Source organism: Achromobacter sp. (genome assembly GCF_050285585.1).
GTDB lineage: Bacteria > Pseudomonadota > Gammaproteobacteria > Burkholderiales > Burkholderiaceae_B > Achromobacter.
Window position 1 is genome coordinate 41,187 of record NZ_JBLZXF010000028.1, and the last position, 21,613, is coordinate 62,799.

A 21,613-nucleotide genomic window follows, 5' to 3' on the forward strand; every position below is an offset into this window, starting at 1 on the left:
GGCGCCCCCTTACTTGCCGGCGCACAGCTGGGCGGCGGTGACTCCCTTGGGCAGTTCCTGCGGCGTGAAACCGAACGGCGCCACCAGTTTCTGGTGTTCTTCCGTGCCGATGAACTTGGCGAGTTCGGCATTGAACGCGTCGGCGAAGGCCTTGTCGTCGGTGCGGAATGCGTAGGCGCCGTAGCCGCGCACGCTCTTGCCGTCAATGACCGGGTCGGTGAAGGGCTCCGCCTTCTCCAGGCCGCTGGCCTGGCTGGTCTTGCCCATCAGGTCGTTGACCGTGAGCGCGGTGGCCGCATACGCATCGGCGCGCCCCGCCTGGATGCCGGACAAGGCGCTGACCGCGTCCGGGAACACCACCACCTGCCCCGCGGGAACCTTGGACTTGGAGGCGTACTCGGCCTCGATCGCGCCCACCACCACGCCCAGCCTGGCGTCGGGATTCTTCACCACGTCTTCGTAGCTGTGCAGGTTCTTGGGATTGCCCTGCTTGACGAGGAACGACTGGCCCACGCCGTAGGTGGGATCGGAGAACGCCACTTGCTGGCAGCGTTCGGGCGTGACGTACATGCCCGCCGCGATGATGTCGAAACGCTTGGCCTGCAGGCCGGGAATGAGGGAGCCGAACTCGGTCAGGACACCCTCCACCTCGTTGATGCCCATGCGCTTGAGCACCACCCGCGCGATCTCCACGGATTCGCCCGTGACCTTGGCTTCCTTGCTATCCATATAGGCGAACGGCGCCTCGTTGGCGTAGCCGATGCGTATCTTGCCCGCGGCCTTGGCGGCTTCCAGCGTGGACCCGCCCGCCGGCGCATTCGCCGCCGCCGGGGCGGGCTTGTCCGATCCCGAGTCGGAACAGGCGGCCAGCACGCCCAAGCTCAGCGCGAGCAGGAAACGTCGGGATCGGGTCAGGGTCAAGGACGGATTCATGGGCATTTCTCCCTAATTTATTTCTAGGTACATGGATTCACTAAAAATGATACGACAATAAATCATTTCGGCACTAATGATATGGCCGAAAAAAAGCAGGCCGCGGCCTGCTTTCCCTTTGTCCGCCCCTATGGGGCGTTAGGACACGTTACCAAGGGTTGGTGGGCATGACGCGCCGCCTCCACCCCTATTGCGCGTACGAGAACCGCCCGTTCTTGACGATGCCCATGACCCGGGCCCGCTCGTCGAAACCCTGGTGGTTGTCCTTGGAAATGTTCAATACCCCGTTGGGCACGACCAGGTCCCGGGTGTTCTCCAGGGCGTCGCGCAGCGCGGCGCGGAATTCCGGGGTGCCGGGCCTGGCGCCCGTCTTCAGCGCGCGGGCAACGGCCGAGTCCAGCAGCATCCAGGCCCCGTAGGCATCCCCCGCGAACTGCGTCAGCGTGTGCGCGCCGTACTGGGCTTCGTACTTGTCCGCGAACGCCACGGCGACCTTCTTGACCGGATTGTCGTCCGGCAGCTCGCGGGCGACCACGCCGGGCCCCGTGGGGAACAGCGTGCCTTCCACGTCCGGCCCGCCGACCTGCAGGAATTCCAGCGTGCCGATGCCGTGGGTCTGGTAGACCGCCCCGGTATAGCCGCGCTCAAGCAGCGTCTTCTGCGGCAGGGCCGAGGGCGTGCCCGCCCCCGCGATCAGCACCGCGTCCGGCTTGGCGGCGATAACCTTCAGCACCTGCCCGACCACCGAAGCGTCGGTGCGCTGGAAGCGCTCCTGCGCGACGATCTTCAGGTCGGAACCGGCGGCTGCGCTGAACTCCTTCCACCAGCTGTCGCCGTAGGAATCCGCAAAGCCGATGAAGGCCACGTTCTTCAGGCCCTTCTTCTTCATGTCTTCGACCAGGACCGTCGCCATCAGCGAATCATTCTGCGGCATCTTGAACGCCCAGGCGCGCTTCGGGTCCGAAAGCGGCTCGACGATGACACTGGAAGCCGCCAACGCGATCATGGGGGTCTTGGTTTCGGCCAGCACGTCCAGGCCGGCCAGCGCGGCGGCGGTCGTGTTGGGCCCGACGATGGCGTCGACCTTGTCCTCCGAGGTGAGCTTGCGCATGTTCTTCACTGCGCGGCTGACGTCCGTGCCATCGTCCAGGACCACGTAGCGGGCCGGCTCGCCGCCCAGCGTCGCGGGCCACAGGCGGATCGCGTTGTTGGTCTGGATGCCGATCGAGGCGGCCGGGCCGGTCGTGGACACGTCCACGCCGATGACGACTTCGGCCTGGGCGGAAAAGATGGGAACGGCCAGCGCGACGGCGCAGGCGCAGCGGAGAAGATCGAGAGACATGACTACGGTTCTCAGAGGATTTGAAGGGGATGCCCGTATTCTGCCTCATGTCATCCCGCAACTCTTCGACGCGCCGCAATCCGGAGCCCTTTCCGCCCGCCGTTACATCGGCTTGCCGTTGCGAGCGAGCCGTTTCCGCGCCGGGGACGCGCGCCCGCCGTATCATCGACGATGCCCCCGAGGCAACGCGCGCCGCTACTCCGGCGGCCCGCTCTCCATCACCGGACGCGCTCGCGACGGGCGCGGGCCCCTTACAGGAGTCAAGCATGAAAAAAACCGCATCCGCCGCCTGGTCGGGCGATCTGAAGACCGGCAAGGGCACGATCTCCACGCAAAGCGGCGCGCTCAAAGACCAGCCCTACGGTTTCAACACCCGCTTCGGCGACACTCCCGGCACCAATCCCGAGGAACTGCTGGGCGCGGCGCACGCCGGCTGCTTCACCATGGCGCTCTCCAATATCCTGGCCGAAGCCGGCATGGTGGCCCAAAGCCTGGACACCAAGGCCGAGGTCACGCTGGACAAGGTGGAAGACGGCTTTTCGATCACGGCCGTCCATCTGACCGTGGAAGCCGTCATTCCCGGCGCCAGCGCCCAGGCCTTCGAGGACGCCGCCCGCAAGGCGGAAAAGGGCTGCCCGGTATCCAAGGTGCTCAACGCCAGGATATCGATGGACGCCAAGCTCAAATCCTGACCTCCTCCCGGCCCGGGGCCCGTCCCGCGGGGACGGAGCCATTGGGCCGCCCTATCCTGCCCTTGCCCAAAATCAATTTGACGGATACCGATCGCTTCTAGACAATGAGAATCATTCTCAGGAGTGGTCATGACACGTTTCATCTACGCGATATCGGGCGGCAATAGCGTCCTGGCGCAAGACGTCCAGGTGTCGGCCAACCTGCGCCGCATGATCGGATCCGGGCTGCTCGTGGCCGTGGGATACATCGATCCGGGCAACTGGGCCACGGATATCGCCGGCGGCAGCGGCTTCGGCTACGGCCTGCTGATGGTCGTCATCGTGTCCGCCTTCCTCGCGCTCGGTTTCCAGATCCTGGTGTCGCGCCTGGCGCTGGCCACCGGCCAGGACCTGGCCACGCTCACGGCGCGCCATCTTTCGCCCCGCCTGTCCAAGGCGGCCTGGCTGGCGGGCGAAGCCGCCATCCTGGCCACGGCGCTGGCGGAGCTCGTCGGCGGCGCCATCGCCTTGCGGCTGCTTTTCGGCCTGCCGCTGATCGCCGGCGTCGCCGTCACCGGCGTCGGCACCTTCGCCGTGCTGGCGCTCGCGCGCGGCAACGCCGACCGGCACGAACGCGTCATCGCCCTGCTGCTGTCGGTCGTCGCGATGTCGTTCGTGTTCCTGTTGTTCAAGGCCAATCCGGCCTGGACGGAGGTGGCGCACGGCGTCACGCGGACGGGCGATGCGCTGCGCGATCCGCAGGGTTTCCTGATTGCCCTGGGCATCCTGGGGGCAACCCTCATGCCGCACAATCTGTACCTGCATTCAGGCTCGCTCGCGCAGCGCGCGCGGCAGTTGCCGCCTACGGCCCGCGGCCTCGCCATGCGAGTGGCGCGCAACGACACCATCGTGTCGCTGGGCGTGGCCATGCTGATCAACGCGGCGATCATGATCGTGGCGGCGGCGTCCCTGTCGGGCTCCGGCCTCATCGTGTCCAGCCTGGACGATGCCCATGCGGTGATCGGCAGCACGCTGGGAGTCGGCGCGGCGATCGTGTTCGCGGTGGCGCTGTACGCGGCGGGGCAAAGCTCCACGCTGACCGGCGTGCTGGCCGGCCGCATCCTGTCCAATGGCTTCCAGGTCCGCCGCGGCTGGTCCGACCGCCGGCGCGCGCTGATGACGCGCCTGGTCGCGGGCGGCGCGGCTGCTTGCCTGCTGGCCTTCACGGGCGGGGATGATCCCGACGGGCTGCTGGTGCTGAGCCAGGTCATCCTGAGCCTGGCGCTGCCCTTCGCGCTGGGGCCGCTGGTGGCGCTGGCCCGCCGCAAGGACCTGATGGGACGCTACGCCCTGCGCGGCGCCTGGGCCTGGGCCGCCATGGCGGCGACGGCCTGCATCATCGCGCTGGACGGCTATTTGCTGATCGACATGGCGGTCTGAACCGCCCTGCGGCGCGATTCCGGCCACGGCGCGCCATACGCGGTCGAAGTCGACCGCACGATGCGGTACCCATGTTCTCGCGCGGCAAAAAAAACCCAGGACGCATCCTGGGTTTTCTTCGAAGGAACGGCTCAGTGGTAGGCCGAGACCACCGGGTGCTGCTGCCGGCCCGCGTCCATATCGTGCAGGACCTCTCCCACCGCTCCGCCCAGCGCAACCAGGCGCAGCTTCAGGCGCCGCCAGCCGCCTCGGCCGTGCGGGCCGGACAGGCTCTCCGCCTCGATGGCGTCGCGGATCAGGGAGCGCTCCAGCTCATCCGACATACGGGCGTTCTTCATTGCGGTATCGCTCATGATTCTCTCCTTGAGAAAAGCGCGATGTGGAACAACACGAGTCCATCTTAGATCCGTGTTTGCTGCGTCGCAATAAAAATCTCCAAGCATTTTTTTGTGCGTTGCGCAATGGGTACAAACGCCAAAAAACGGTGCATCCCGCACTACGCGATGCACGATTTTCGTGCACGCCGCTCAATGCGCAAGATGCGCCTCGATCAGCTTGTCGGCCATCTGCGCAACCCGGCCCGCCGGGCCCGCCTCTCCGAACAGTTGGCTGGATACGAAAGCGCCTTCCAGCAACAGCAGCAGCCCGTCGCCCAGCGCGTCCGGATCGGCCGCGCCCATTTCCGCCGCCATGGCCGCCAGGCGGCGACGCAGCGCTTCCTTGTGGGCCACCGCCACGATCCGCGCGGGATGGTCCGGTTCGGGATATTCGACCGCGGCGTTCGTCAGGCCGCAGCCCCGGTAGCCGCTCTGCACGGCGCGCTCGCCCAGGCCGGAGAGGTAGGCCAGGATCTGGGCCCGCGGATCGCCGGGATGCGCGTCGCGGGCGGCGTCGAAGCGCGCCCAGAACTCGGCGTCGTAATCGCGCAGATATGCGGCAGCCAGCTCGTCCTTGGACGAAAAACTGCGATACAGGCTGGGCTTGGTCACCCCGGCCTCGTTGACGATCGCGTCCACGCCCACGGCGCGGATGCCGTCCCGGTAGAACATTTCCCGCGCGGTCTTGCGGATGCGGTCGGCCGCCAGCGGCGGTTTCGCGGCGGGAGGGGAGGCGGCGGTCTTGCTGGCCATACGTAGGCTCCTTTTCCGATGGAGGATCCGTCCGGATCGGGGCGCCATAAAAAAGCGCTTGACGATGTTACTGACCGGTACGTACTATTCACGAACCTTCATACGTACCGGTCAGTAACATGAGTATACCCCACCCTCCCATGCCGTTCCGGCGCGCCGGCCAGAAGTACGCTTTTGTCGTCGTCGCGGTGGTTTTCCTGTCACTCCTGGTATCGGCCGGGCTGCGTTCCTCGCCCAGCGTGCTGCTGGTGCCGCTGGAAGAAGCCTTCGGCTGGAGCCGAAGCACGATTTCGTTCTCCGCCGCCCTCGGCATCTTCCTGTACGGCATGGTCGGGCCGTTCGCGGCGGCGGCGATGGAGCGCTTCGGCCTGCGGCGCGTGCTGATCGGAGCCCTGGCCTTGATGGCCGCGTCCAGCGCCGCCAGCGCCTACATGACCGAGCCCTGGCACCTGCTCTTGACATGGGGCGTGTTCTCGGGGATCGGCTCGGGCGCGGTCGCCGTGGTGCTGGGCGCCACCGTCGTCAACCGCTGGTTCACCCGGCACCGCGGCGTGATGATGGGCCTGCTGACCGCCAGCTCCGCAACCGGCACGCTGGTTTTCCTGCCGGCGCTGGCGGCCCTGGCCTCGTCCGGCGACTGGACCCGGGTAGTGTGGGCGGTGGCCGCCGCGGCGGCGGCGCTGGTGCCGCTGGCCTGGTGGCTGGTGCCCGACCGTCCCGCCAGCGTGGGGCTGACCCCGTTCGGCAGCGATCCGCATGCCCCGCCAGCGCCCGCCGCACCGCGCACCGGCTTGCTGGCGGCTACCTTCGGCGCCCTGCTGCGGGCCTCCAGGACCCGCACATTCTGGTTCCTGTTCGCCACTTTCTTCGTCTGCGGTTTCACCACCAACGGCCTGGTCGGCACGCACCTCATCGCGCTCTGCGGCGACCATGGCATGCCCGAAGTGCAGGCGGCGGGCCTGCTGGCGCTGATGGGCATTTTCGACCTGATCGGCACCACGGCGTCGGGCTGGCTCACGGACCGCTACGATCCGCGCAAGCTGCTTTTCGTCTATTACGGGCTGCGCGGGCTGTCGCTGATCTATCTGCCCTATTCCGATTTTTCGTTCTATAGCCTGTCGATCTTCGCCATCTTCTTCGGCCTGGACTGGATAGCCACCGTGCCGCCCACGCTGCGCCTGACCACCGAGGCGTTCGGCGAACGCGACGCCTCCATCGTGTTCGGCTGGATCGTGGCGGGCCATCAGCTCGGCGCCGCGAGCGCCGCCTGGATGGCGGGCGCGATCCGCGAGGCGCAGGGCAGCTACCTCATGGCCTTCGTCATCTCGGGCACGACCGGCCTGGCGGCCGCCGTCATCGCGCTGATGATAGGCAGGAAGCGCGCGGTTCCCCAGCCCGCCTGAACGGCGCGCCCGCGGGGGTCAGCTTCCGTGCGCCCCCGCGTGCCGCGCGCGCAGGTTGTAGGTTTTCTTGCTGCCCACGTGCTTGCGGATCAGCGCCTCGGCGCGCTCGCCGTCGCGCTGCATCAGCGCCTCCACGAAGGCCTCGTGGTCGGCCACCGCCGCCGTCCATTCATCGCTGTCGAAATTGGATTTGTAGCGCAACGCCTGCACCTGCAGGTTGAGCCTGTCGTAGGCGTGCGTGAGCGCCGGATTGTGCGCGGCGCGGTTGATCGCGATATGGGTGCCCATGCTGGCGGCGAAATACGCGCGGATGTCCCGCTTTTCGTAGTTCTCGCGCATCTGCGCGTGCAGTTGCGCGATGTGCGCCAGTTCGGCGTCCGTCGCGCGCTCGGCGGCGGCGCGCACCGCCAGCCCTTCCAGCACCGACAGCACGTCGAAAATGTTCTCGACGTCGTCGGCGGATAACTCGACCACCATCGCGCCGCGCTTGGGCTGCAAGGCCAGCAGGCCGTCCGAGGCCAGCATGCGGTAGGCCTCGCGCAGAGGGGTGCGCGAGATCTTCAACTGTTCGCAAAGGTCCCGCTCGTTCAGCCAGGTGCCCGGCTTGAAAGTGCCGTCGATGATGAGCTGCCGCAGCCTCTCGGCAACCACCGCCGGCAGCGTGGGGTGATTGATAGCCAAATCGGGGACGGATTGATCCAGCACTTCAGGGTTAGCCATGAGTTGTTCGCACTCGCTAATTCGACTATTTTTGTATCTGGTATACCAGACACCAAAGGCATACCAACCTGACCCAATCATAGAGCAAGCAACACAAGGGCAGGCACCCACCACCAAGGAGACCTTCATGAACAAGCACGCTCGCGCCTGGGCCGGCGCCCTGGCGCTGACCGCCGGCCTGGCCGCCGCTGGCCCCGCCCTGGCGCAGGACGCTTCAAAATGGCCGGAACGGCCGCTGCGCCTCATCGTCGGCTTCGTGCCAGGCGGCGGCACCGACGTCTCGGCCCGCATTCTTTCCGCCCGGCTGTCCACCCTGCTGGGCCAGCAGGTCGTGGTCGAGAACAAGCCCGGCGCATCCGGGCTGATCGCGGCCGACTACGTGGCCAAGGCCGATCCGGACGGCTACACCCTGCTGCTGGCGAACATGCAGTCCACCGTGGCCGCCCCGTACGTGGTGCAGTCCAATATCGACCCCATCCGGGATTTCACGGCGGTGCGTTATATCGGCTCCGTGCCGAACGTGCTGGTCGTCAACCCCGCGAAGCACGGGTACGCCACCGTCCAGAATCTGGTGGACGACGCCCGGGCCAAGCCCAAGCAGCTGCTGTACGCGTCGTCCGGCATGGGCAGCCCGCAACACCTGAGCGCGGCCCGCTTCTCGCAGATCGCGGGCGTCAGCATGGAGCACGTGCCCTACAAGGGCAGCGGCCAGGCGATGACCGACTTGCTGGGCGGCAGCGTCGACATGAACTTCGACACCCTGCCCGGCGCAATCAACCAGATACAGGCCGGCAAGCTGCGCCCCCTGGCGGTGACCAGCCCGGAACGCAGCAAACGGCTGCCCGACGTGCCCACGCTGGCCGAATCCGGCATCAAGGGCCTGGACATCGTGCAGTGGTATGCGGTGCTTGCGCCCGCCAAGCTGCCCAAGCCCGTCCTGGCCAAGCTCGACCACGCGCTTGGCCAGACGCTCGCCGACCCCGAGATCGCGGCCAAGCTGGCCGATCAGGGCATGGAGCTGGGAGGCGGCCCGCAAAATCCGGCGGCTTTCGCCAGCTACGTGCGGGACGAATGGAGCAAGTACGGAAAGCTCACCGCCAGCCTGGGCCTGACCAAACAGTAAATCTAGCGGGAGGGCCGCCCCCCGCCCACGCAAAGGAACGCCATGAGCGCCACCCCCACTTCCGACTCCCCCCTCATCCTGCGCCAGCGCGACGGCGACATCGCGACCGTGGTGCTGAACCGCCCGGAGAAGCTCAACGCCCTGACCATCGACGGCTGGCGCCTGCTGGGCGACACTTTTCTTGAACTGGACGCCGACGACAGCGTGCGTTGCGTGCTGCTGCGCGGGGCCGGCGAGAAGGCATTCTCGCCGGGCAACGACATCGGCGAATTCGAGACCGCCCGCAGCAACAAGCGGCAAGCGGTGGAATACGGCGCCGTCATGCGCCGGACGATAGAGGCCATCGGCGGATGCCGGCACCCCGTCGTGGCGCAGATCCATGGCATTTGCGTGGGCGGCGGGCTGGAAATCGCCAGCCTGGCGGACGTCCGCATCTGCGGCGAGAGCTCCCGGTTCGGCGTGCCGATCAAAAACCTGGGGCTGGTGATGTCGTATTCGGAACTGGCGCCGCTGGTGCGACTGGTGGGCCCGTCGGTGGCGCTGCAAGTCCTGCTGGAAGGCAGCATCTTCGACGCGGCGCAGGCTTTGCGGCTGGGCGTCGTCACCCGCGTGGAGCCCGATGGCCGGGTCGCGGAGGAAGCCCAGGCCACCGCGCGCCGCATCGCCGACGGCGCGCCGCTGGTTGCCCGCTGGCACAAGAAATTCATCCGCAACCTGATGAGCGGCAAGGCCTTGACGGAGGCCGACCGCGACGAGGCCTTCGACTGCTTCGACACCGAAGATTTCCGCGCGGGCTACCACGCCTTCCTGGCCAAGGCCAAGCCGCAATTCAACGGCCGCTGAACGCGGCGCTAGGAGTCCTCATGCACAACGACACTCACCGCCCCGCCGGCGCGCTGGCCGGCATGCGCGTGATCGAGCTTTCGCAGATCATGGCCGGTCCGACCTGCGGCATGATGCTGGCCGACATGGGCGCCGACGTCATCAAGGTCGAGAAACTCGACGGCGGCGACGATTCGCGCCAGTACCGCGATCCCCAGATCAACGGGATCTCGGCGCCCTATCTCATGCTCAACCGCAACAAGCGCGCCATCGCGCTGGACCTGAAGCACCCCGAAGGCAAGAAGGTCTTGCTGCGCATGATCCGCGACGCGGACGTCGTGACCGAGAACTTCCGCAAGGGCACGATGGAAAAGCTGGGCCTGGGCTACGACACGCTGCGCCGCGAGAATCCCGGCCTGATCTATTGCGCGGTATCGGGCTACGGCACCACCGGCCCCTACGCGGACAAGGGCGGCTTCGACCTCGTGGCCCAGGGCTTTTCCGGACTGATGGCGATCACGGGCGAACCGGGCGGGCCGCCGCTGCGCACCGGCAATTCCGTCGCGGACATCAATGCCGGCCTGCTGGCCGCGTTCGGCGTGCTGGCGGCGTACCAGCACAAGCAGCGCACCGGCGAAGGCCAGATCGTGGAAACCTCGCTCCTCGAGGCCAGCCTGCAGCAACTGTATTGGCACGCGGCGATCTATTTCGGCAGCGGCATCTCGCCCGGCCCCACTGGCTCCGCGCACGTGCTCAGCGCGCCGTACCAGGCATTCCCCACGGCCACGGACTGGATCATCATCGGCGGCGCCAACGAGAAGAACTGGCAGCGCATCGCGCAGGCGCTGGGCAAGCCCGAATGGGCCGACGACCCGAGATACGCCCGCAACCGCGACCGCATGCAGAACCGGGAGGAACTGGTGGCCGACATGTCCGCCATCCTGGAGACGCGCGGCGCGCAGGAATGGCTGGCTATCTTCGACGCGGCCGGCGTGCCGGCGGGGCCGGTGCATTCGATCGCGCAGGCGCTATCGCATCCGCAGACGCTCGCCCGCGGCATGGTGGTGGAACAGGATCACCCGGTCGCCGGCAAGGTGCGCACGGTGGGCATGCCGGTGAAATTGTCGGCCACGCCCGCGCAATACCACCGCGCGGCGCCCAGGCTGGGCGAAGACACCATCGCGATCCTGGGAGAGTTCGGCTACGGCGAACAGGAGATCGATGCGCTGATCGGCGCGGGCGTGGTCGTGGCCGTGGACCGGGAACGCGCACCGGCGTAGAAATTTCCGAGGCCGGGTTTCTTGAGCCGCCGGCGTCCGGAAGGGCGCAGGGCGGCCTCGGCGGCTACAGACGCCCGACCGCCGCAAGCTCGAAGCCCTGCCCCCTACCCTCTTCTACTCGGTTTCGCCCAGATACGCGGCGCGCACCTTCGGATCGTGCAGCATCTGGCCGGCCGGACCGGACAGGATGATCTCGCCGGACTCCATCACGTAGCCGCGATGGCTGTTCTCCAGCGCCAGGCGCGCGTTCTGCTCGATCAGCAGGATCGTCACGCCTTCGCTGGCGATGGTGCGGACCACCTCGAAGACCTTCTCGACCATCAATGGCGCCAGGCCCATCGAGGGTTCATCCAGCAGCAGCAGCCTGGGACGCGCGATCATCGCGCGGCCCATCGCCACCATCTGCTGTTCGCCCCCGGACAAGGTGCCGGCCGCCTGCTTGCGGCGTTCGGCCAGGCGCGGAAACAGGGTGAAGACCCGGTCCGTGTCCTGGCGGACCTGCGCCGCGTCGCGCCGCACGTAGCCGCCCATGGCGAGGTTTTCCTCGATGGTGAGCTGGCCGAAGATGCCGCGGCCTTCCGGCACCATGACCAGCCCGCGGCGCACCAGCTCGTGCGATTTTTCGCCGCCGATGGACTGGCCGCCGTAGACGACTTCGCCGCCGGCCAGCGGCACCAGTCCGCAGATGGAGCGCAAGGTGGTGCTCTTGCCCGCGCCGTTGGCGCCGATCAGGCACACCAGTTCGCCCTCGTCCACGCGCAGGTCGATGCCGCGCACGGCGCGGATACCGCCATAGGCGACCTGCAGGCCGCGCAATTCCAGTAAGGGTTGGGATGCTGCCGTCATGCCGGGCGCTCCTGATGAATCAGCGGATCCTGGGCTGCGCCCGCGCCCAGATACGCTTCGATGACCTTGGGATCGCGCTGCACCTGGGCGGGCTTGCCCATCGCTAGCACCTTGCCGTACTCCAGCACCAAGACGCGGTCGCACAGTCCCATGACCAGCTTCATGTCGTGCTCGATGAGCAGCACCGTAATGCCGTCTCCCCGGATCTTCTCGATCAGCTTGCGCAGCACCACGGTTTCAGACGCGTTCATGCCGGCCGCCGGTTCGTCCAGCGCCAGCAGCTTGGGATCCGTCGCCAGGGCGCGCGCGATCTCCAGGCGCCGCTGGTCGCCGTAGGGCAGAGACCGGGCCACGTCGTTGGCGCGGTGGCCGATGCCCACGTATTCCAGCAGTTCCTGCGCCCGCGCTTCCGTGGCGGCCTCTTCGGCGCGCGTGGCGCGCGTGCGCAGCACCGCGCCGAACACGCCGGAACGCGTCCGCATGTGGCGGCCGATCATGACGTTCTCGATGGCGCTCAGGTTGGCGAACAGGCGGATGTTCTGGAACGTGCGCGCCAGCCCCGCGTGGGCGACTTCGTGCGGTTTCTTGCCGGACAGCGATTCGCCGTCGAAGGTGCAGGAGCCCTCCTCCGGGATGTACAGACCGGTCAGCACGTTGAACAGCGTGGTCTTGCCCGCGCCGTTGGGGCCGATCAGGCCGTAGATCTCGCCTTGTTCGATATCGAAGCTGACTTCGGACAGGGCCTGCAGGCCGCCGAAGCGCTTGCCCAGTCCCTGGGCTTGCAGCAGTTTGCTCATGCCGCGCCTCCCTGCGCCTTGCTGGCGAGTTCGCGCTTGCGCACGGCGGAAGGCCACAGGCCGGCGGGGCGGAACAGCATCACGCACACCATCGCCAGGCCGAAGAGCAACATGCGTATGCCTTCGGGATCCAGCACCACTGCGCCGAACACCATCTGCTGGACGGGTTCGACCACCGCGCGCAGGAACTCGGGCAGCGCGGCCAGGATCAGCGCGCCCAGGATCACGCCAGGGATATGCCCCATGCCGCCCAGCACCACCATGCAGAGAATGGAGATGGATTCCATCAGCGAGAAGCTCTCGGGGCTGACGAAGCCCTGCATGGACGCGAACAGCGCGCCGGCCACGCCGCCGAAGGACGCGCCCATCGCGAAGGCCAGCAGCTTGATGTTGCGGGTGTTGATGCCCATCGCCTTGGCGGCGATTTCGTCCTCGCGTATGGCTTCCCAGGCGCGGCCGATGCGCGAGTTCTGCAGGCGCACGCAAACCACCACGATGATGAGGGTCAGCGCCAGCAGCAGGTAGTAGTACTTTTCGGGGCCCGTCACGCGCAGGCCCAGCAGGCTTTCCGTGCGGCCGAACGCGAACTCTCCCACCTTGAACGTATCGATGCGGTTGATGCCTTGCGGCCCGTTGGTGATGTTCACCGGGGCGTTCAGGTTATTGAGGAAGATGCGGATGATCTCCCCGAAGCCCAGGGTCACGATGGCCAGGTAGTCGCCGCGCAGCTTGAGCGTGGGAGCCCCCAGCAGCACGCCGAATATGCAGGCCACGGCCAGGGCGATCGGCAAAATCGCCCAGAACGGCAGGTGCAGCCCGAAATGCGGCGAGGCCAGAAGCGCCCAGGTGTATGCGCCCACGGCGTAGAACGCGATGTAGCCCAGGTCCAGCAGCCCCGCGAAGCCCACCACGATGTTCAGGCCCAGCGACAGCATCACGTACAGCAGGGCGAAGTTCAGGATGCGCACCCAGCTCTGCCCGGCCATGCCGAGCACGAAGGGCAGGACGGCGAGCACGATGCCGATCAGCGCGATGCCGATCAGATTGCGGGCCGAGAACCCGCTGCTTTTCAGGTTTCCGCTCATGCGCGATCTCCCACGCGTTCGCCCAGCAGGCCCGACGGACGGAAGATCAGCACCAGCACCAGCACGAAGAACGCGAACACGTCCTGGTAGTGGCTGCCCAGGAAGCCGCCGGTCAGGTCGCCGATGTAGCCCGCGCCCAGGGATTCGATGACGCCCAGCAACAGGCCTCCGGCCATCGCGCCCACCAGGTTGCCGATGCCGCCCAGCACCGCGGCCGTGAACGCCTTCAGGCCGAGCATGAAGCCCATGGTGTATTGCGAAACGCCGTAATAGGTGGCGACCATCATGCCCGCCACGGCGGCCAGCGCCGAGCCGATCAGGAATGCCGCCGAGATGACGGTATTGATGTTGACGCCCATCAGCCCGGCCACTTCCCGGTTCTGCGCGGTGGCGCGCATGGCCGTGCCCAGGCGGGTCTTGTGCACCACGGCCAGCAGGCCGCCCATGATGAGCGCGGCGATCACCACGATGGCGATCTGCAGCGTGCTCATGCGCGCCCCGCCGATCTCGAATACCTGCGGCGCCAGCACCTGCGGGAAGTTCAGGTAGTTGCGGCCCCAGGCCATCATCGCCACGTTCTGCAGGATGATGGACACGCCGATGGCCGTGATCAGCGCGGCCAGCCGGGGCGCCCGGCGCAGCGGCCGGTAGGCCACGCGCTCGGCGGTCCAGCCCACCGCCATGCACAGCGGCACCGAAACCAGCAGGCCCACGCCCAGGACCACGAAAGCGGAAGTGCCCGGGTCGCCGCCCACGAGCGAGATGGCGACCGTGGTGGCCGCCATCGCGCCGATCATGACGACGTCGCCATGCGCGAAGTTGATCAGCCCGATGATGCCGTACACCATGGTGTAGCCGAGGGCGACCAGGGCGTACACGCTGCCTAGCGTGACGCCGTTAATCAGTTGTTGAATGAAGATATCCATAGGGGCCGCGGAATAAGCCTGGAAAAATCGCGCATATTGCGCCGCGGCGGCCCTCGGGCCTGCCGCGCATCGCGCACGCCGGACGGCGCGCGCGCTTTGACTCGCGGGCGGGCGCGGCCGCGCCGCCTCCCCGCCCGGACCAGCCGCCGTTAGTTGGCCTGGCTGACCATCGTTTCAACCATCTCCCACTTGCCGTTCTTGACTTCGTAGATGGTGACCGAGATTTCCTTCAGATCGCCGTTGGCGTCGTACGAGATGTGCTCGCTGGTGGCGCCCTTGCGGTTCAGCTTGGCCAGGACCGGCAGGTACTTCTCGGGCTTGGCCGAGCCGGCCTGCTCGATGGCGGTGATCATGTTCCATGCGCCGTCGTAGGCGTACGGGGCATAGACGCCCGGGGCCTTCTTGAAACGCGCCTGGTAGCGCTGCTCGAAGTCCTTGCCCGCGGCCATCTTGTCCAGCGGCACGCCGGCCAGCGAGGCGTAGGTGCCGTCGGCGGCGTCGCCGGCCAGCTTGATGAAGGTGTCGCTGCGGGTCATTTCGCCCGAGACCAGCGGCGCCTTCAGGCCCAGCGTCGCCAGCTGGCGCTTCATGGGACCGGATTGCGCGTCCAGGCCGCCGTAGAAGATGGCGTCGGGCGCGGCGCCCTTGATGTTGGTCAGGATGGCGGTGAAGTCGTTCGCCTTGTCGGTCGTGTACTCGCGGCGCACGACCTGGCCGCCCGCGGCCTTGACGGCCTTCTCGACCTCGTCGGCCAGGCCCTGGCCGTAGGCGGTGCGGTCGTCAATGATGGCGACCTTCTTGGCGTTCAGCTTCTCGACCATGAACTTGCCGACGGCGGCGCCCTGCTGGGTGTCGCTGGTCATCATGCGGAAGGTGGTCTCGTAGCCCTGCTTGGTGTATTCGGGCGAGGTGGCCATCGCGATCTGCGGCAGGCCGGCTTCGTGGTAGACGCGCGAAGCGGGGATCGTCGTGCCGGAATTGAAGTGGCCCAGGATGCCGACGACGTCCTGGTCGACCAACTGCTGGGCGACCTGCACGCCGACCCGCGGATCGGCCTGGTCATCCCGCGAAACCAGCACGAAGGTGGCCGGCTTGCCGTCGACCTTGATGCCCTTCTTGTTGGCTTCTTCCAGGGCCAGGTTCAGGCCGTTCTGCATGTCTTCGCCATAGTGCGATTGCGGGCCGGTCAGCGGCGCGGCGAAACCGAACTTGATGTCGGCGGCCTGCGCGGCGGCGGCCACGCCTGCGGCGGCGAGGCTGGCGGCGACAAGCTTCAAAGTGGTGCGGAACTTCATGGGTATCCTCCGAGGTGTCGGACTTAAGACCTTGTTATACCTGAGCTTTTAGCCAGGCTTCTGGTTTTTTACTACCGCAAGCCCCGATGTTGCCGGGGTCTTGCGCATGCATGTTCTGCAGAGTCCGGATGCCGGGTTGCGACATCCGGACTTGAGGTGCGACCGGATTTTGCTTCCAGTGCAACCTTGCCCGATATTGGAGATAACCCTCAGATACCAAAGGGTTGCCCCCGCGGCGTCAGCCGATGGTCATGAGGCTGGCGTTGCCGCCCGCGGCCGCCGTGTTGACACTGATGGACCGCTCGGCCAGCAGGCGGTCCGGAACGTATCCGGCTCCCGCCGCAATCGCATCCGGGGTCAGGCCATGCACGGACAGGATGGGCCCGGGACGCTGCGCAATGCGCTGGTTGAGCGCCTGCAGCGCGTCGCCGTCGCCCTCGAACAGCACGGCCTGGTAATCCGCCTGGTCGACTTCGTCGTCGGCCAGGATCCCCGCCTGGCCGCCCTGCTCGGCGTCCAGCGTCGCCAGCAGCGCCCGCGCCGCGGCAGTATCCGCGAACCAGGCGTGGTTGCCGGTGCGCCTGGCGACCGACCACTGCGCCCGCGCGCCGGCCTCGGTGGCCGCCACGCAATACACGGCGCCGCGCGGCTCGACCATATAGGTATTGGTCTCGCCCGTCGGCCCCGGCAGCGCAATGCGCTGCGGCAGCGGCGCCGACGCGTCCAGCGCGGGCGGCAGGCCGGCCGGTCGGGTGGCCAGCAGGCGGTACATGTACAGCGGGCCGCCGGCCTTGGGGCCGGTGCCCGACAGGCATTCCCCGCCGAACGGCTGCACGCCCACGACCGCGCCGACGATATTGCGGTTGACGTAGACGTTGCCCGCATGGACCTGCCCGGTCACGTGCGCGATGGTTTCGTCGATGCGGGTATGCACGCCGAACGTGAGGCCATAGCCCGTGCCGTTGACCGCGTCGAGCAAGGCGTCCAGCTCGTCGCGCTTGTAGCGCACCACGTGCAGCACGGGGCCGAACACTTCGCGCGTCAGCTCGCTGATGTGGTCGATCTCGATGATGGTGGGCGGCACGAAGGTGCCGTGGCGGCATTCGCCGTTGAGCTCCACCTGGTCGACCCGGTGGCCGGCGGTGCGCATGGCCTCGATATGGCGCTGGATGCCGTTGCGGGCCTCGGTGTCGATGACGGGGCCCACATCCACGGACAGGCGGTCCGGATTGCCCACGCTCAGTTCGCGCATTGCACCGCGCAACATGGTCAGCACGTGGTCGGCGCTATCCTCCTGCACGCACAGCACGCGCAGGGCCGAGCAGCGCTGGCCCGCCGAATCGAACGCGGACGTCAGCACGTCGAACACCACCTGCTCGGCCAGGGCCGAGGAATCGACCACCATGGCGTTCTGGCCGCCGGTCTCCGCGATCAGCGGAATGGTGTGGCCCGCGTCGTCCAGCCGGTCGGCCAGCGTGCGCGCGATGATCCGCGCCACGTCGGTGGAACCGGTGAACATCACGCCGCGCACGCCGGGGCTGGAAACCAGCTGGGCGCCCACGGTTTCGCCCCGGCCCGGCAGCAGCTGCACGGCCCCGGCCGGCACGCCCGCCGCGCGCAGGATGGCCACGGCCTGGGCCGCGATCAGCGGGGTCTGTTCGGCAGGCTTGGCCAGCACCGTGTTGCCCGCGGCCAGCGCGGCCGCGACCTGGCCGGTGAAAATCGCCAGCGGGAAGTTCCAGGGGCTGATGCACAGCACGGTGCCCAGCGGACGGTGGGTATCGTTGCCGAATTCCGTTTCCGCCTGGTCCGCGTAGTAGCGCAGGAAATCCACGGCCTCGCGGACTTCGGCGATGGCGTTGGGCAGCGACTTGCCGGCCTCGCGCACGATCAGGCCCAGCAGGGTCTGCATCTGCTCTTCCAGCAATTGCGCGGCGCGGCGCAGGCATTGCGCGCGCTCGGTCACCGGCGTGGACTGCCAGATGGGCGCGGCGTTGGCGGCGGCGCGCAAGGCGGCTTCGGCCTCTTCCGGCTGCGTCTCGATGACATGGCCGACCACGTCGCGCAGGTTGGCGGGGTTGCGCACTTCGACGGCCCGGGCGGCGTCCCAGGCATCGCCGCCCTCGCCCAGCATCGGCGCGGCGCGCCACGGCATCGCGGCGCTGGCCAGCAGGGCCGCGGACAGCGAGCCCAGCCGATGTTCGTTGCTCAGGTCCAGGCCCGCCGAATTCGCGCGGGCGCCCTCTTGCGGATCTCCGTAGAGTTCACGCGGAAGCGGGATTTTTTCATGCGGCGCGCCCAGCGGCACGATGCGCGACGCCGCCTCGACCGGGTCCGCGACCAGTTGCTCGACCGGGATGCTCTCGTCGCCGATCAGGTTCACGAACGAGGTGTTGGCGCCGTTCTCCAGCAGGCGGCGGACCAGGTAAGCCAACAGCGTTTCATGCGTGCCCACCGGCGCGTAGATGCGGCAGGGACGATTCAGCTTGCCCTGCGCCAGCGGCCCCACCACTTCGTCGTACAGCGGCTCGCCCATGCCGTGCAGGCACTGGAACTCGTACTGCCCGGGGTAATAGTTCTGGCCGGCCAACTGGTAGATGGCGGACAGGGTGTAGGCGTTGTGCGTGGCGAACTGCGGGTACACGGCTTCCGGCGCGCCCAGCAGCTTGCGGGCGCAGGCCAGATAGGCCACGTCCGTATAGACCTTGCGCGTGTAGACCGGATAGCCCTCCAGGCCATCGACCTGGGCGCGCTTGATCTCGCTGTCCCAGTAGGCGCCCTTCACCAGGCGCACCATCACGCGATGACGGCTGCGGCGGGCCAGGTCGATCACATAGTCGATCACGAAGGGCGCGCGCTTCTGGTAGGCCTGGATGACGAAGCCGATGCCGTTCCAGCCGTCCAGCTCCGGCTCGAAGCACAGCGCTTCCAGCAGGTCGAGCGAGATTTCCAGGCGGTCGGCCTCTTCGGCGTCGATGTTCAAGCCGATATCGTAGCTGCGGGCCAGCACGGTCAGGGCCTTCACGCGCGGCAGCAGCTCCGCCATCACGCGTTCGCGCTGAGCGCGGGAATAGCGCGGATGCAGGGCAGACAGCTTGATCGAAATGCCCGGGCCTTCGTAGATGCCCCGCCCCGCCGCCGCCTTGCCGATCGCGTGGATGGCCTGCTCGTAGGACGCGTAATAACGCTCCGCGTCCTCGGCCGTGGTCGCGGCCTCGCCCAGCATGTCGTAGGAATAGCGGAAGCCGCGGGACTCCATCTTGCGGTTGTTGGCCAGGGCCTCGGAAATGGTCTGGCCCGACACGAATTGCTCGCCCATCATGCGCATGGCCATGTTCACGCCCTTGCGCACCAGCGGCTCGCCGCCCTTGCCGATCAGGCGGGTCAGCGCCTTGGACAGCGATTGCTCGCTGCTGACCGCCACCAGCTTGCCGGTGATCATCAGGCCCCAGGTCGCGGCGTTGACGAACAGGGACTGGGAACCGCCCATGTGGGATTTCCAGTCGCCGCGTGCCACCTTGTCGCGGATCAGCGCATCGCGCGTGGCGCGGTCGGGAATGCGCAGCAGGGCCTCGGCCAGGCACATCAGCGCCACGCCTTCCTGGCTCGACAGCGAAAACTCCTGGATCAACCCTTCGACGCCGCCGCCGCCGCGCTTGCCGCGCAGCTTTTTCACCAGGCCGCTGGCCATCGCGTGGATCTTTTCCAGGTTCGGCATGCGGGCCTGGCCCAGCAGCAGCGGCACGCACTCCGGCTCGGGGCGGCGGTAGGCCGCCGTGATGGCCGCGCGCAGCACGGACTGGGGCTGCACGTCCTGGCCGAATTCATAGAACGGCGGCGTAGGCGCCGATTGCCCCTCGCCCGCCTCGTCCTCGGCGCCGGCATCCGCGCCCAAGTGCGACATCTCCGCGGGCAGGTGGCCGCGCTCGATCTTGTCCAGGTACGCGAGAATCGCCTGCTTGTGCAGCCAGTGCGGCGTGCAATTGAGCTTTTGCGCGGCGGCCTTCAGCCGGTCGCGGAGCGCGTCATCGACTTTGACGCCTAGGGTCGTGCTGGCCATAAGAGATTGCTTCCTGTCGCATGGCAGAGGTGATGCTGGGCCGGCGGGGAACCAAAACCCGGAACCCAGCATGGGTAGGACCGTATGCTAGACAGGTTGCAACCGCGTTTGTATTGCGGTTAACCCTAGGTTAACCGCTTGAGAACAGGCGTCTTTTGCCTGGCCGCGCCTCAGTCTTTCAGGGGCGAGCAGCCCAGCATCTGGACCGATGCGGAGCCGGCCGGCGCCTGGCCGCGGATGGCCGAAGCCATGGTCGCCGCCAGGGCGGAAACCGCGCGCTGCTGGGCGGCGATCAGGGCGGGCACGCCAGCTTCGGCCACGGTTTCCGTGACCACGCTGCGGCACAGCAGGCCGGCGCCCTTCATGTTGACCGGCCGCACGCGCCAGGTAGCGTCCAGTTGCGCCATGCTGCCGGCCACCAGCTCGAACCGCTGCACGTCGGTCTGGACGCGCCAGACGGCGGCGCCGGGCCCGGGCTTGACCATCTGCACGTCCAGCGCGCCCAGGTCCCGCTTGAGCGCGTCGGACAGCGCGCCGCGCAGCTCGTCGCCCAGCGGCGAACTCCAGCGCTCGGAATAGAGCGCGGACACGCTGCCGTCGCCGGTGCGCACCATCAGCTGCGGCTGGTCGGCCTGGGTCGAGATGCTGACCGGCTGCACGTCGATCAGGTAGGCGGCGGACGCTGCCCCGGTTCCGGCGGCCGCCGGGGCCGAGGGCCCCTGCAGCGTGTAGTAATGCACGGGCGCCGAGGAGCCGCAGCCCGCCAGCGCGGCCGACACGGCCGCCAGGGCCAGGGTGGCGCGCAGGCGGGGCGCCTGCCTCCCCATCGGGGCGGCAGCGGGCTTGGAGGACAGGCTCGCCGGGCGAGCGCGGCGGGATGGGCGTCTATTCATGGGTTCAGTTCCTGACAGGACCGGCGCCGGGGATCGGGTCTGGGCCGCGGCCGCGCAACAAGGCCTCGGGGTTGGATTGCAGGAAATCGGCCAGGGCGCGCAGCGACCGGGCCGCGCGGCCCAGTTCCTGCATGGCCCGCTCGGTATTGACGGGCAGCGACGAGTCGGAGGCCAGCAGCGCATTGATCTGCGCCATCGACTCCCTGGCCTGCTTCAGCATGCTCTGCGCTTCGGGCGCCACCTGCTTGTCCAGGCGGCTCATCAGCTTCGAGGTGCTGGCCAGCGTGGCGCGCAGGTCTTCCCCGATCTTGTCGAATGGAATCTTCTCGACCTTGGCGATGATGTTGCTGACCTGCTGCTGGAGCTGGTCGAGGTTGCCCGGCACCGTGGGAATGAACGCGGGCTCGGACATCTTGAACTCGACCGGCTTGGCGTTCGGGAATATGTCCAGCGCCACGTAGAGTTGGCCCGTCAGCAGGTTGGCGGTTCGCAGCTGGGCGCGCAGGCCGTGCTTGATCATGCCGCCCAGCAGGCGGCCGCCCGCCACGTCGCCGTCCTTGAGGGCGCGTTCGCGCACTTCATCGAAGACGCGTCCCAGGCGCTCCGGATACAGCGTGGCGTCCACCAGGGAGTAGAAGCGCTTGGCGACCGGATCGAAATCCAGGTTGATCTGCGTGACGTTGCCCAGGGTGATGCCGCTGAAATCGATCGGCGCGCCGACGGCGAGCCCGCGGATCGACTGATCGAAGCGCATGCGGATCGGGAAGGCTTCGCCGTCCGGGTTCGCCTTGGCCGCAGTCTCGGTCGGGTAGAGATCGAACTGGGCGTCCGCGGCCGCAGGCGTGCC

19 protein-coding genes are annotated in these 21,613 nt (G+C 67.6%); 6 read left to right on the top strand and 13 right to left on the bottom strand.

The window, feature by feature from the left end; translation table 11 throughout:
- Positions 1-9 precede the first annotated feature (9 nt).
- Together ehuB and ACN6PJ_RS25115 are read right to left on the bottom strand one after the other, a co-directional pair.
- A complete protein-coding gene (gene ehuB / locus ACN6PJ_RS25110) occupies positions 10-933 on the bottom strand; it encodes an ectoine/hydroxyectoine ABC transporter substrate-binding protein EhuB (RefSeq protein ID WP_427998506.1) in 924 nt (307 codons plus the stop codon).
- Between the two features lie 187 nt (positions 934-1,120).
- Positions 1,121-2,275 (bottom strand): ABC transporter substrate-binding protein, encoded by a 1,155-nt coding sequence (locus ACN6PJ_RS25115; RefSeq protein ID WP_427998507.1) that lies wholly within the window; start codon positions 2,273-2,275, stop codon positions 1,121-1,123.
- Positions 2,276-2,541: 266 nt separating this feature from the next.
- Here ACN6PJ_RS25115 and ACN6PJ_RS25120 point away from each other — a divergent pair, with 266 nt between their 5' ends.
- Together ACN6PJ_RS25120 and ACN6PJ_RS25125 are read left to right on the top strand one after the other, a co-directional pair.
- Positions 2,542-2,967, top strand: coding sequence for an OsmC family protein (locus tag ACN6PJ_RS25120; RefSeq protein WP_427998508.1), 426 nt, complete (start codon positions 2,542-2,544; stop codon positions 2,965-2,967).
- 129 nt (positions 2,968-3,096) lie between these two features.
- Positions 3,097-4,386 carry an Nramp family divalent metal transporter gene (locus ACN6PJ_RS25125; RefSeq protein ID WP_427998509.1) on the top strand — a complete coding sequence of 430 codons (1,290 nt, stop codon included), beginning with the start codon at positions 3,097-3,099 and terminating at the stop codon, positions 4,384-4,386.
- Positions 4,387-4,517: 131 nt separating this feature from the next.
- Here ACN6PJ_RS25125 and ACN6PJ_RS25130 read toward each other — a convergent pair whose 3' ends face one another.
- Positions 4,518-4,739 carry an XRE family transcriptional regulator gene (locus tag ACN6PJ_RS25130; protein WP_427998510.1) on the bottom strand — a complete coding sequence of 74 codons (222 nt, stop codon included), beginning with the start codon at positions 4,737-4,739 and terminating at the stop codon, positions 4,518-4,520.
- Between the two features lie 174 nt (positions 4,740-4,913).
- Positions 4,914-5,516: a TetR/AcrR family transcriptional regulator gene (locus ACN6PJ_RS25135; protein ID WP_427998511.1), complete on the bottom strand. Its 603-nt coding sequence runs from the start codon at positions 5,514-5,516 to the stop codon at positions 4,914-4,916.
- A 119-nt stretch (positions 5,517-5,635) separates the two neighbouring features.
- Between ACN6PJ_RS25135 and ACN6PJ_RS25140 the strand changes: the two genes are divergently transcribed.
- The gene (locus tag ACN6PJ_RS25140) at positions 5,636-6,919 is read left to right on the top strand and encodes an MFS transporter (RefSeq protein WP_427998512.1); all 1,284 of its coding nucleotides are present in this window, start codon (positions 5,636-5,638) and stop codon (positions 6,917-6,919) included.
- An 18-nt stretch (positions 6,920-6,937) separates the two neighbouring features.
- Here the strand turns inward: ACN6PJ_RS25140 and ACN6PJ_RS25145 are convergent, their stop codons facing one another.
- The gene (locus tag ACN6PJ_RS25145) at positions 6,938-7,639 is read right to left on the bottom strand and encodes a GntR family transcriptional regulator (RefSeq protein WP_427998513.1); all 702 of its coding nucleotides are present in this window, start codon (positions 7,637-7,639) and stop codon (positions 6,938-6,940) included.
- 127 nt (positions 7,640-7,766) lie between these two features.
- Here ACN6PJ_RS25145 and ACN6PJ_RS25150 point away from each other — a divergent pair, with 127 nt between their 5' ends.
- The 3 genes from ACN6PJ_RS25150 to ACN6PJ_RS25160 are packed head-to-tail and all read left to right on the top strand — an operon-like array spanning position 7,767 to position 10,864.
- Positions 7,767-8,762, top strand: a complete 996-nt coding sequence (locus tag ACN6PJ_RS25150) for a Bug family tripartite tricarboxylate transporter substrate binding protein (RefSeq protein WP_427998514.1) — start codon at positions 7,767-7,769, stop codon at positions 8,760-8,762.
- Positions 8,763-8,804: 42 nt separating this feature from the next.
- Positions 8,805-9,605 carry an enoyl-CoA hydratase/isomerase family protein gene (locus ACN6PJ_RS25155; RefSeq protein WP_427998515.1) on the top strand — a complete coding sequence of 267 codons (801 nt, stop codon included), beginning with the start codon at positions 8,805-8,807 and terminating at the stop codon, positions 9,603-9,605.
- Between the two features lie 20 nt (positions 9,606-9,625).
- Positions 9,626-10,864, top strand: coding sequence for a CaiB/BaiF CoA transferase family protein (locus ACN6PJ_RS25160; RefSeq protein ID WP_427998516.1), 1,239 nt, complete (start codon positions 9,626-9,628; stop codon positions 10,862-10,864).
- A 114-nt stretch (positions 10,865-10,978) separates the two neighbouring features.
- On the opposite strand, the gene ACN6PJ_RS25165 is transcribed toward ACN6PJ_RS25160, so the two are convergent.
- From ACN6PJ_RS25165 to ACN6PJ_RS25200, 8 genes are all read right to left on the bottom strand, one after another.
- Complete coding sequence (locus ACN6PJ_RS25165; RefSeq protein ID WP_427998517.1) at positions 10,979-11,710, bottom strand: ABC transporter ATP-binding protein; 732 nt, start codon at positions 11,708-11,710, stop codon at positions 10,979-10,981.
- Complete coding sequence (locus ACN6PJ_RS25170) at positions 11,707-12,507, bottom strand: ABC transporter ATP-binding protein (RefSeq protein ID WP_427998518.1); 801 nt, start codon at positions 12,505-12,507, stop codon at positions 11,707-11,709. The genes ACN6PJ_RS25165 and ACN6PJ_RS25170 overlap by 4 nt, the downstream gene beginning before the upstream one ends.
- Entirely contained in the window at positions 12,504-13,592 is a 1,089-nt protein-coding gene (locus tag ACN6PJ_RS25175) for an ABC transporter permease subunit (RefSeq protein ID WP_427998519.1), read from the bottom strand. Before ACN6PJ_RS25175 ends, ACN6PJ_RS25170 begins: the two co-directional genes overlap by 4 nt.
- Entirely contained in the window at positions 13,589-14,518 is a 930-nt protein-coding gene (locus ACN6PJ_RS25180) for a branched-chain amino acid ABC transporter permease (protein ID WP_427998520.1), read from the bottom strand. The genes ACN6PJ_RS25175 and ACN6PJ_RS25180 overlap by 4 nt, the downstream gene beginning before the upstream one ends.
- 149 nt (positions 14,519-14,667) lie before the next feature.
- Positions 14,668-15,813: a branched-chain amino acid ABC transporter substrate-binding protein gene (locus ACN6PJ_RS25185; RefSeq protein ID WP_427998521.1), complete on the bottom strand. Its 1,146-nt coding sequence runs from the start codon at positions 15,811-15,813 to the stop codon at positions 14,668-14,670.
- A gap of 238 nt (positions 15,814-16,051) precedes the next feature.
- Positions 16,052-19,873 (bottom strand): trifunctional transcriptional regulator/proline dehydrogenase/L-glutamate gamma-semialdehyde dehydrogenase, encoded by a 3,822-nt coding sequence (gene putA / locus ACN6PJ_RS25190; protein WP_427998522.1) that lies wholly within the window; start codon positions 19,871-19,873, stop codon positions 16,052-16,054.
- Positions 19,874-20,043: 170 nt separating this feature from the next.
- Positions 20,044-20,679 carry a PqiC family protein gene (locus tag ACN6PJ_RS25195; protein ID WP_427998526.1) on the bottom strand — a complete coding sequence of 212 codons (636 nt, stop codon included), beginning with the start codon at positions 20,677-20,679 and terminating at the stop codon, positions 20,044-20,046.
- A gap of 91 nt (positions 20,680-20,770) precedes the next feature.
- A partial coding sequence (locus tag ACN6PJ_RS25200; protein ID WP_427998523.1) for an intermembrane transport protein PqiB occupies positions 20,771-21,613 on the bottom strand: 843 nt, incomplete at its 5' end.

Bases quoted from the DNA above. Each gene is read 5' to 3' on its own strand.
- ACN6PJ_RS25180 (WP_427998520.1), bottom strand. From the start codon at position 14,518: ATGGATATCTTCATTCAACAACTGATTAACGGCGTCACGCTAGGCAGC.
- ACN6PJ_RS25125 (WP_427998509.1), top strand. From the start codon at position 3,097: ATGACACGTTTCATCTACGCGATATCGGGCGGCAATAGCGTCCTGGCG.
- ACN6PJ_RS25145 (WP_427998513.1), bottom strand. From the start codon at position 7,639: ATGGCTAACCCTGAAGTGCTGGATCAATCCGTCCCCGATTTGGCTATC.
- putA (WP_427998522.1), bottom strand. From the start codon at position 19,873: ATGGCCAGCACGACCCTAGGCGTCAAAGTCGATGACGCGCTCCGCGAC.
- ehuB (WP_427998506.1), bottom strand. From the start codon at position 933: ATGAATCCGTCCTTGACCCTGACCCGATCCCGACGTTTCCTGCTCGCG.
- ACN6PJ_RS25135 (WP_427998511.1), bottom strand. From the start codon at position 5,516: ATGGCCAGCAAGACCGCCGCCTCCCCTCCCGCCGCGAAACCGCCGCTG.
- ACN6PJ_RS25170 (WP_427998518.1), bottom strand. From the start codon at position 12,507: ATGAGCAAACTGCTGCAAGCCCAGGGACTGGGCAAGCGCTTCGGCGGC.
- ACN6PJ_RS25150 (WP_427998514.1), top strand. From the start codon at position 7,767: ATGAACAAGCACGCTCGCGCCTGGGCCGGCGCCCTGGCGCTGACCGCC.
- ACN6PJ_RS25140 (WP_427998512.1), top strand. From the start codon at position 5,636: ATGAGTATACCCCACCCTCCCATGCCGTTCCGGCGCGCCGGCCAGAAG.
- ACN6PJ_RS25120 (WP_427998508.1), top strand. From the start codon at position 2,542: ATGAAAAAAACCGCATCCGCCGCCTGGTCGGGCGATCTGAAGACCGGC.
- ACN6PJ_RS25160 (WP_427998516.1), top strand. From the start codon at position 9,626: ATGCACAACGACACTCACCGCCCCGCCGGCGCGCTGGCCGGCATGCGC.
- ACN6PJ_RS25165 (WP_427998517.1), bottom strand. From the start codon at position 11,710: ATGACGGCAGCATCCCAACCCTTACTGGAATTGCGCGGCCTGCAGGTC.
- ACN6PJ_RS25185 (WP_427998521.1), bottom strand. From the start codon at position 15,813: ATGAAGTTCCGCACCACTTTGAAGCTTGTCGCCGCCAGCCTCGCCGCC.
- ACN6PJ_RS25175 (WP_427998519.1), bottom strand. From the start codon at position 13,592: ATGAGCGGAAACCTGAAAAGCAGCGGGTTCTCGGCCCGCAATCTGATC.
- ACN6PJ_RS25155 (WP_427998515.1), top strand. From the start codon at position 8,805: ATGAGCGCCACCCCCACTTCCGACTCCCCCCTCATCCTGCGCCAGCGC.
- ACN6PJ_RS25130 (WP_427998510.1), bottom strand. From the start codon at position 4,739: ATGAGCGATACCGCAATGAAGAACGCCCGTATGTCGGATGAGCTGGAG.
- ACN6PJ_RS25115 (WP_427998507.1), bottom strand. From the start codon at position 2,275: ATGTCTCTCGATCTTCTCCGCTGCGCCTGCGCCGTCGCGCTGGCCGTT.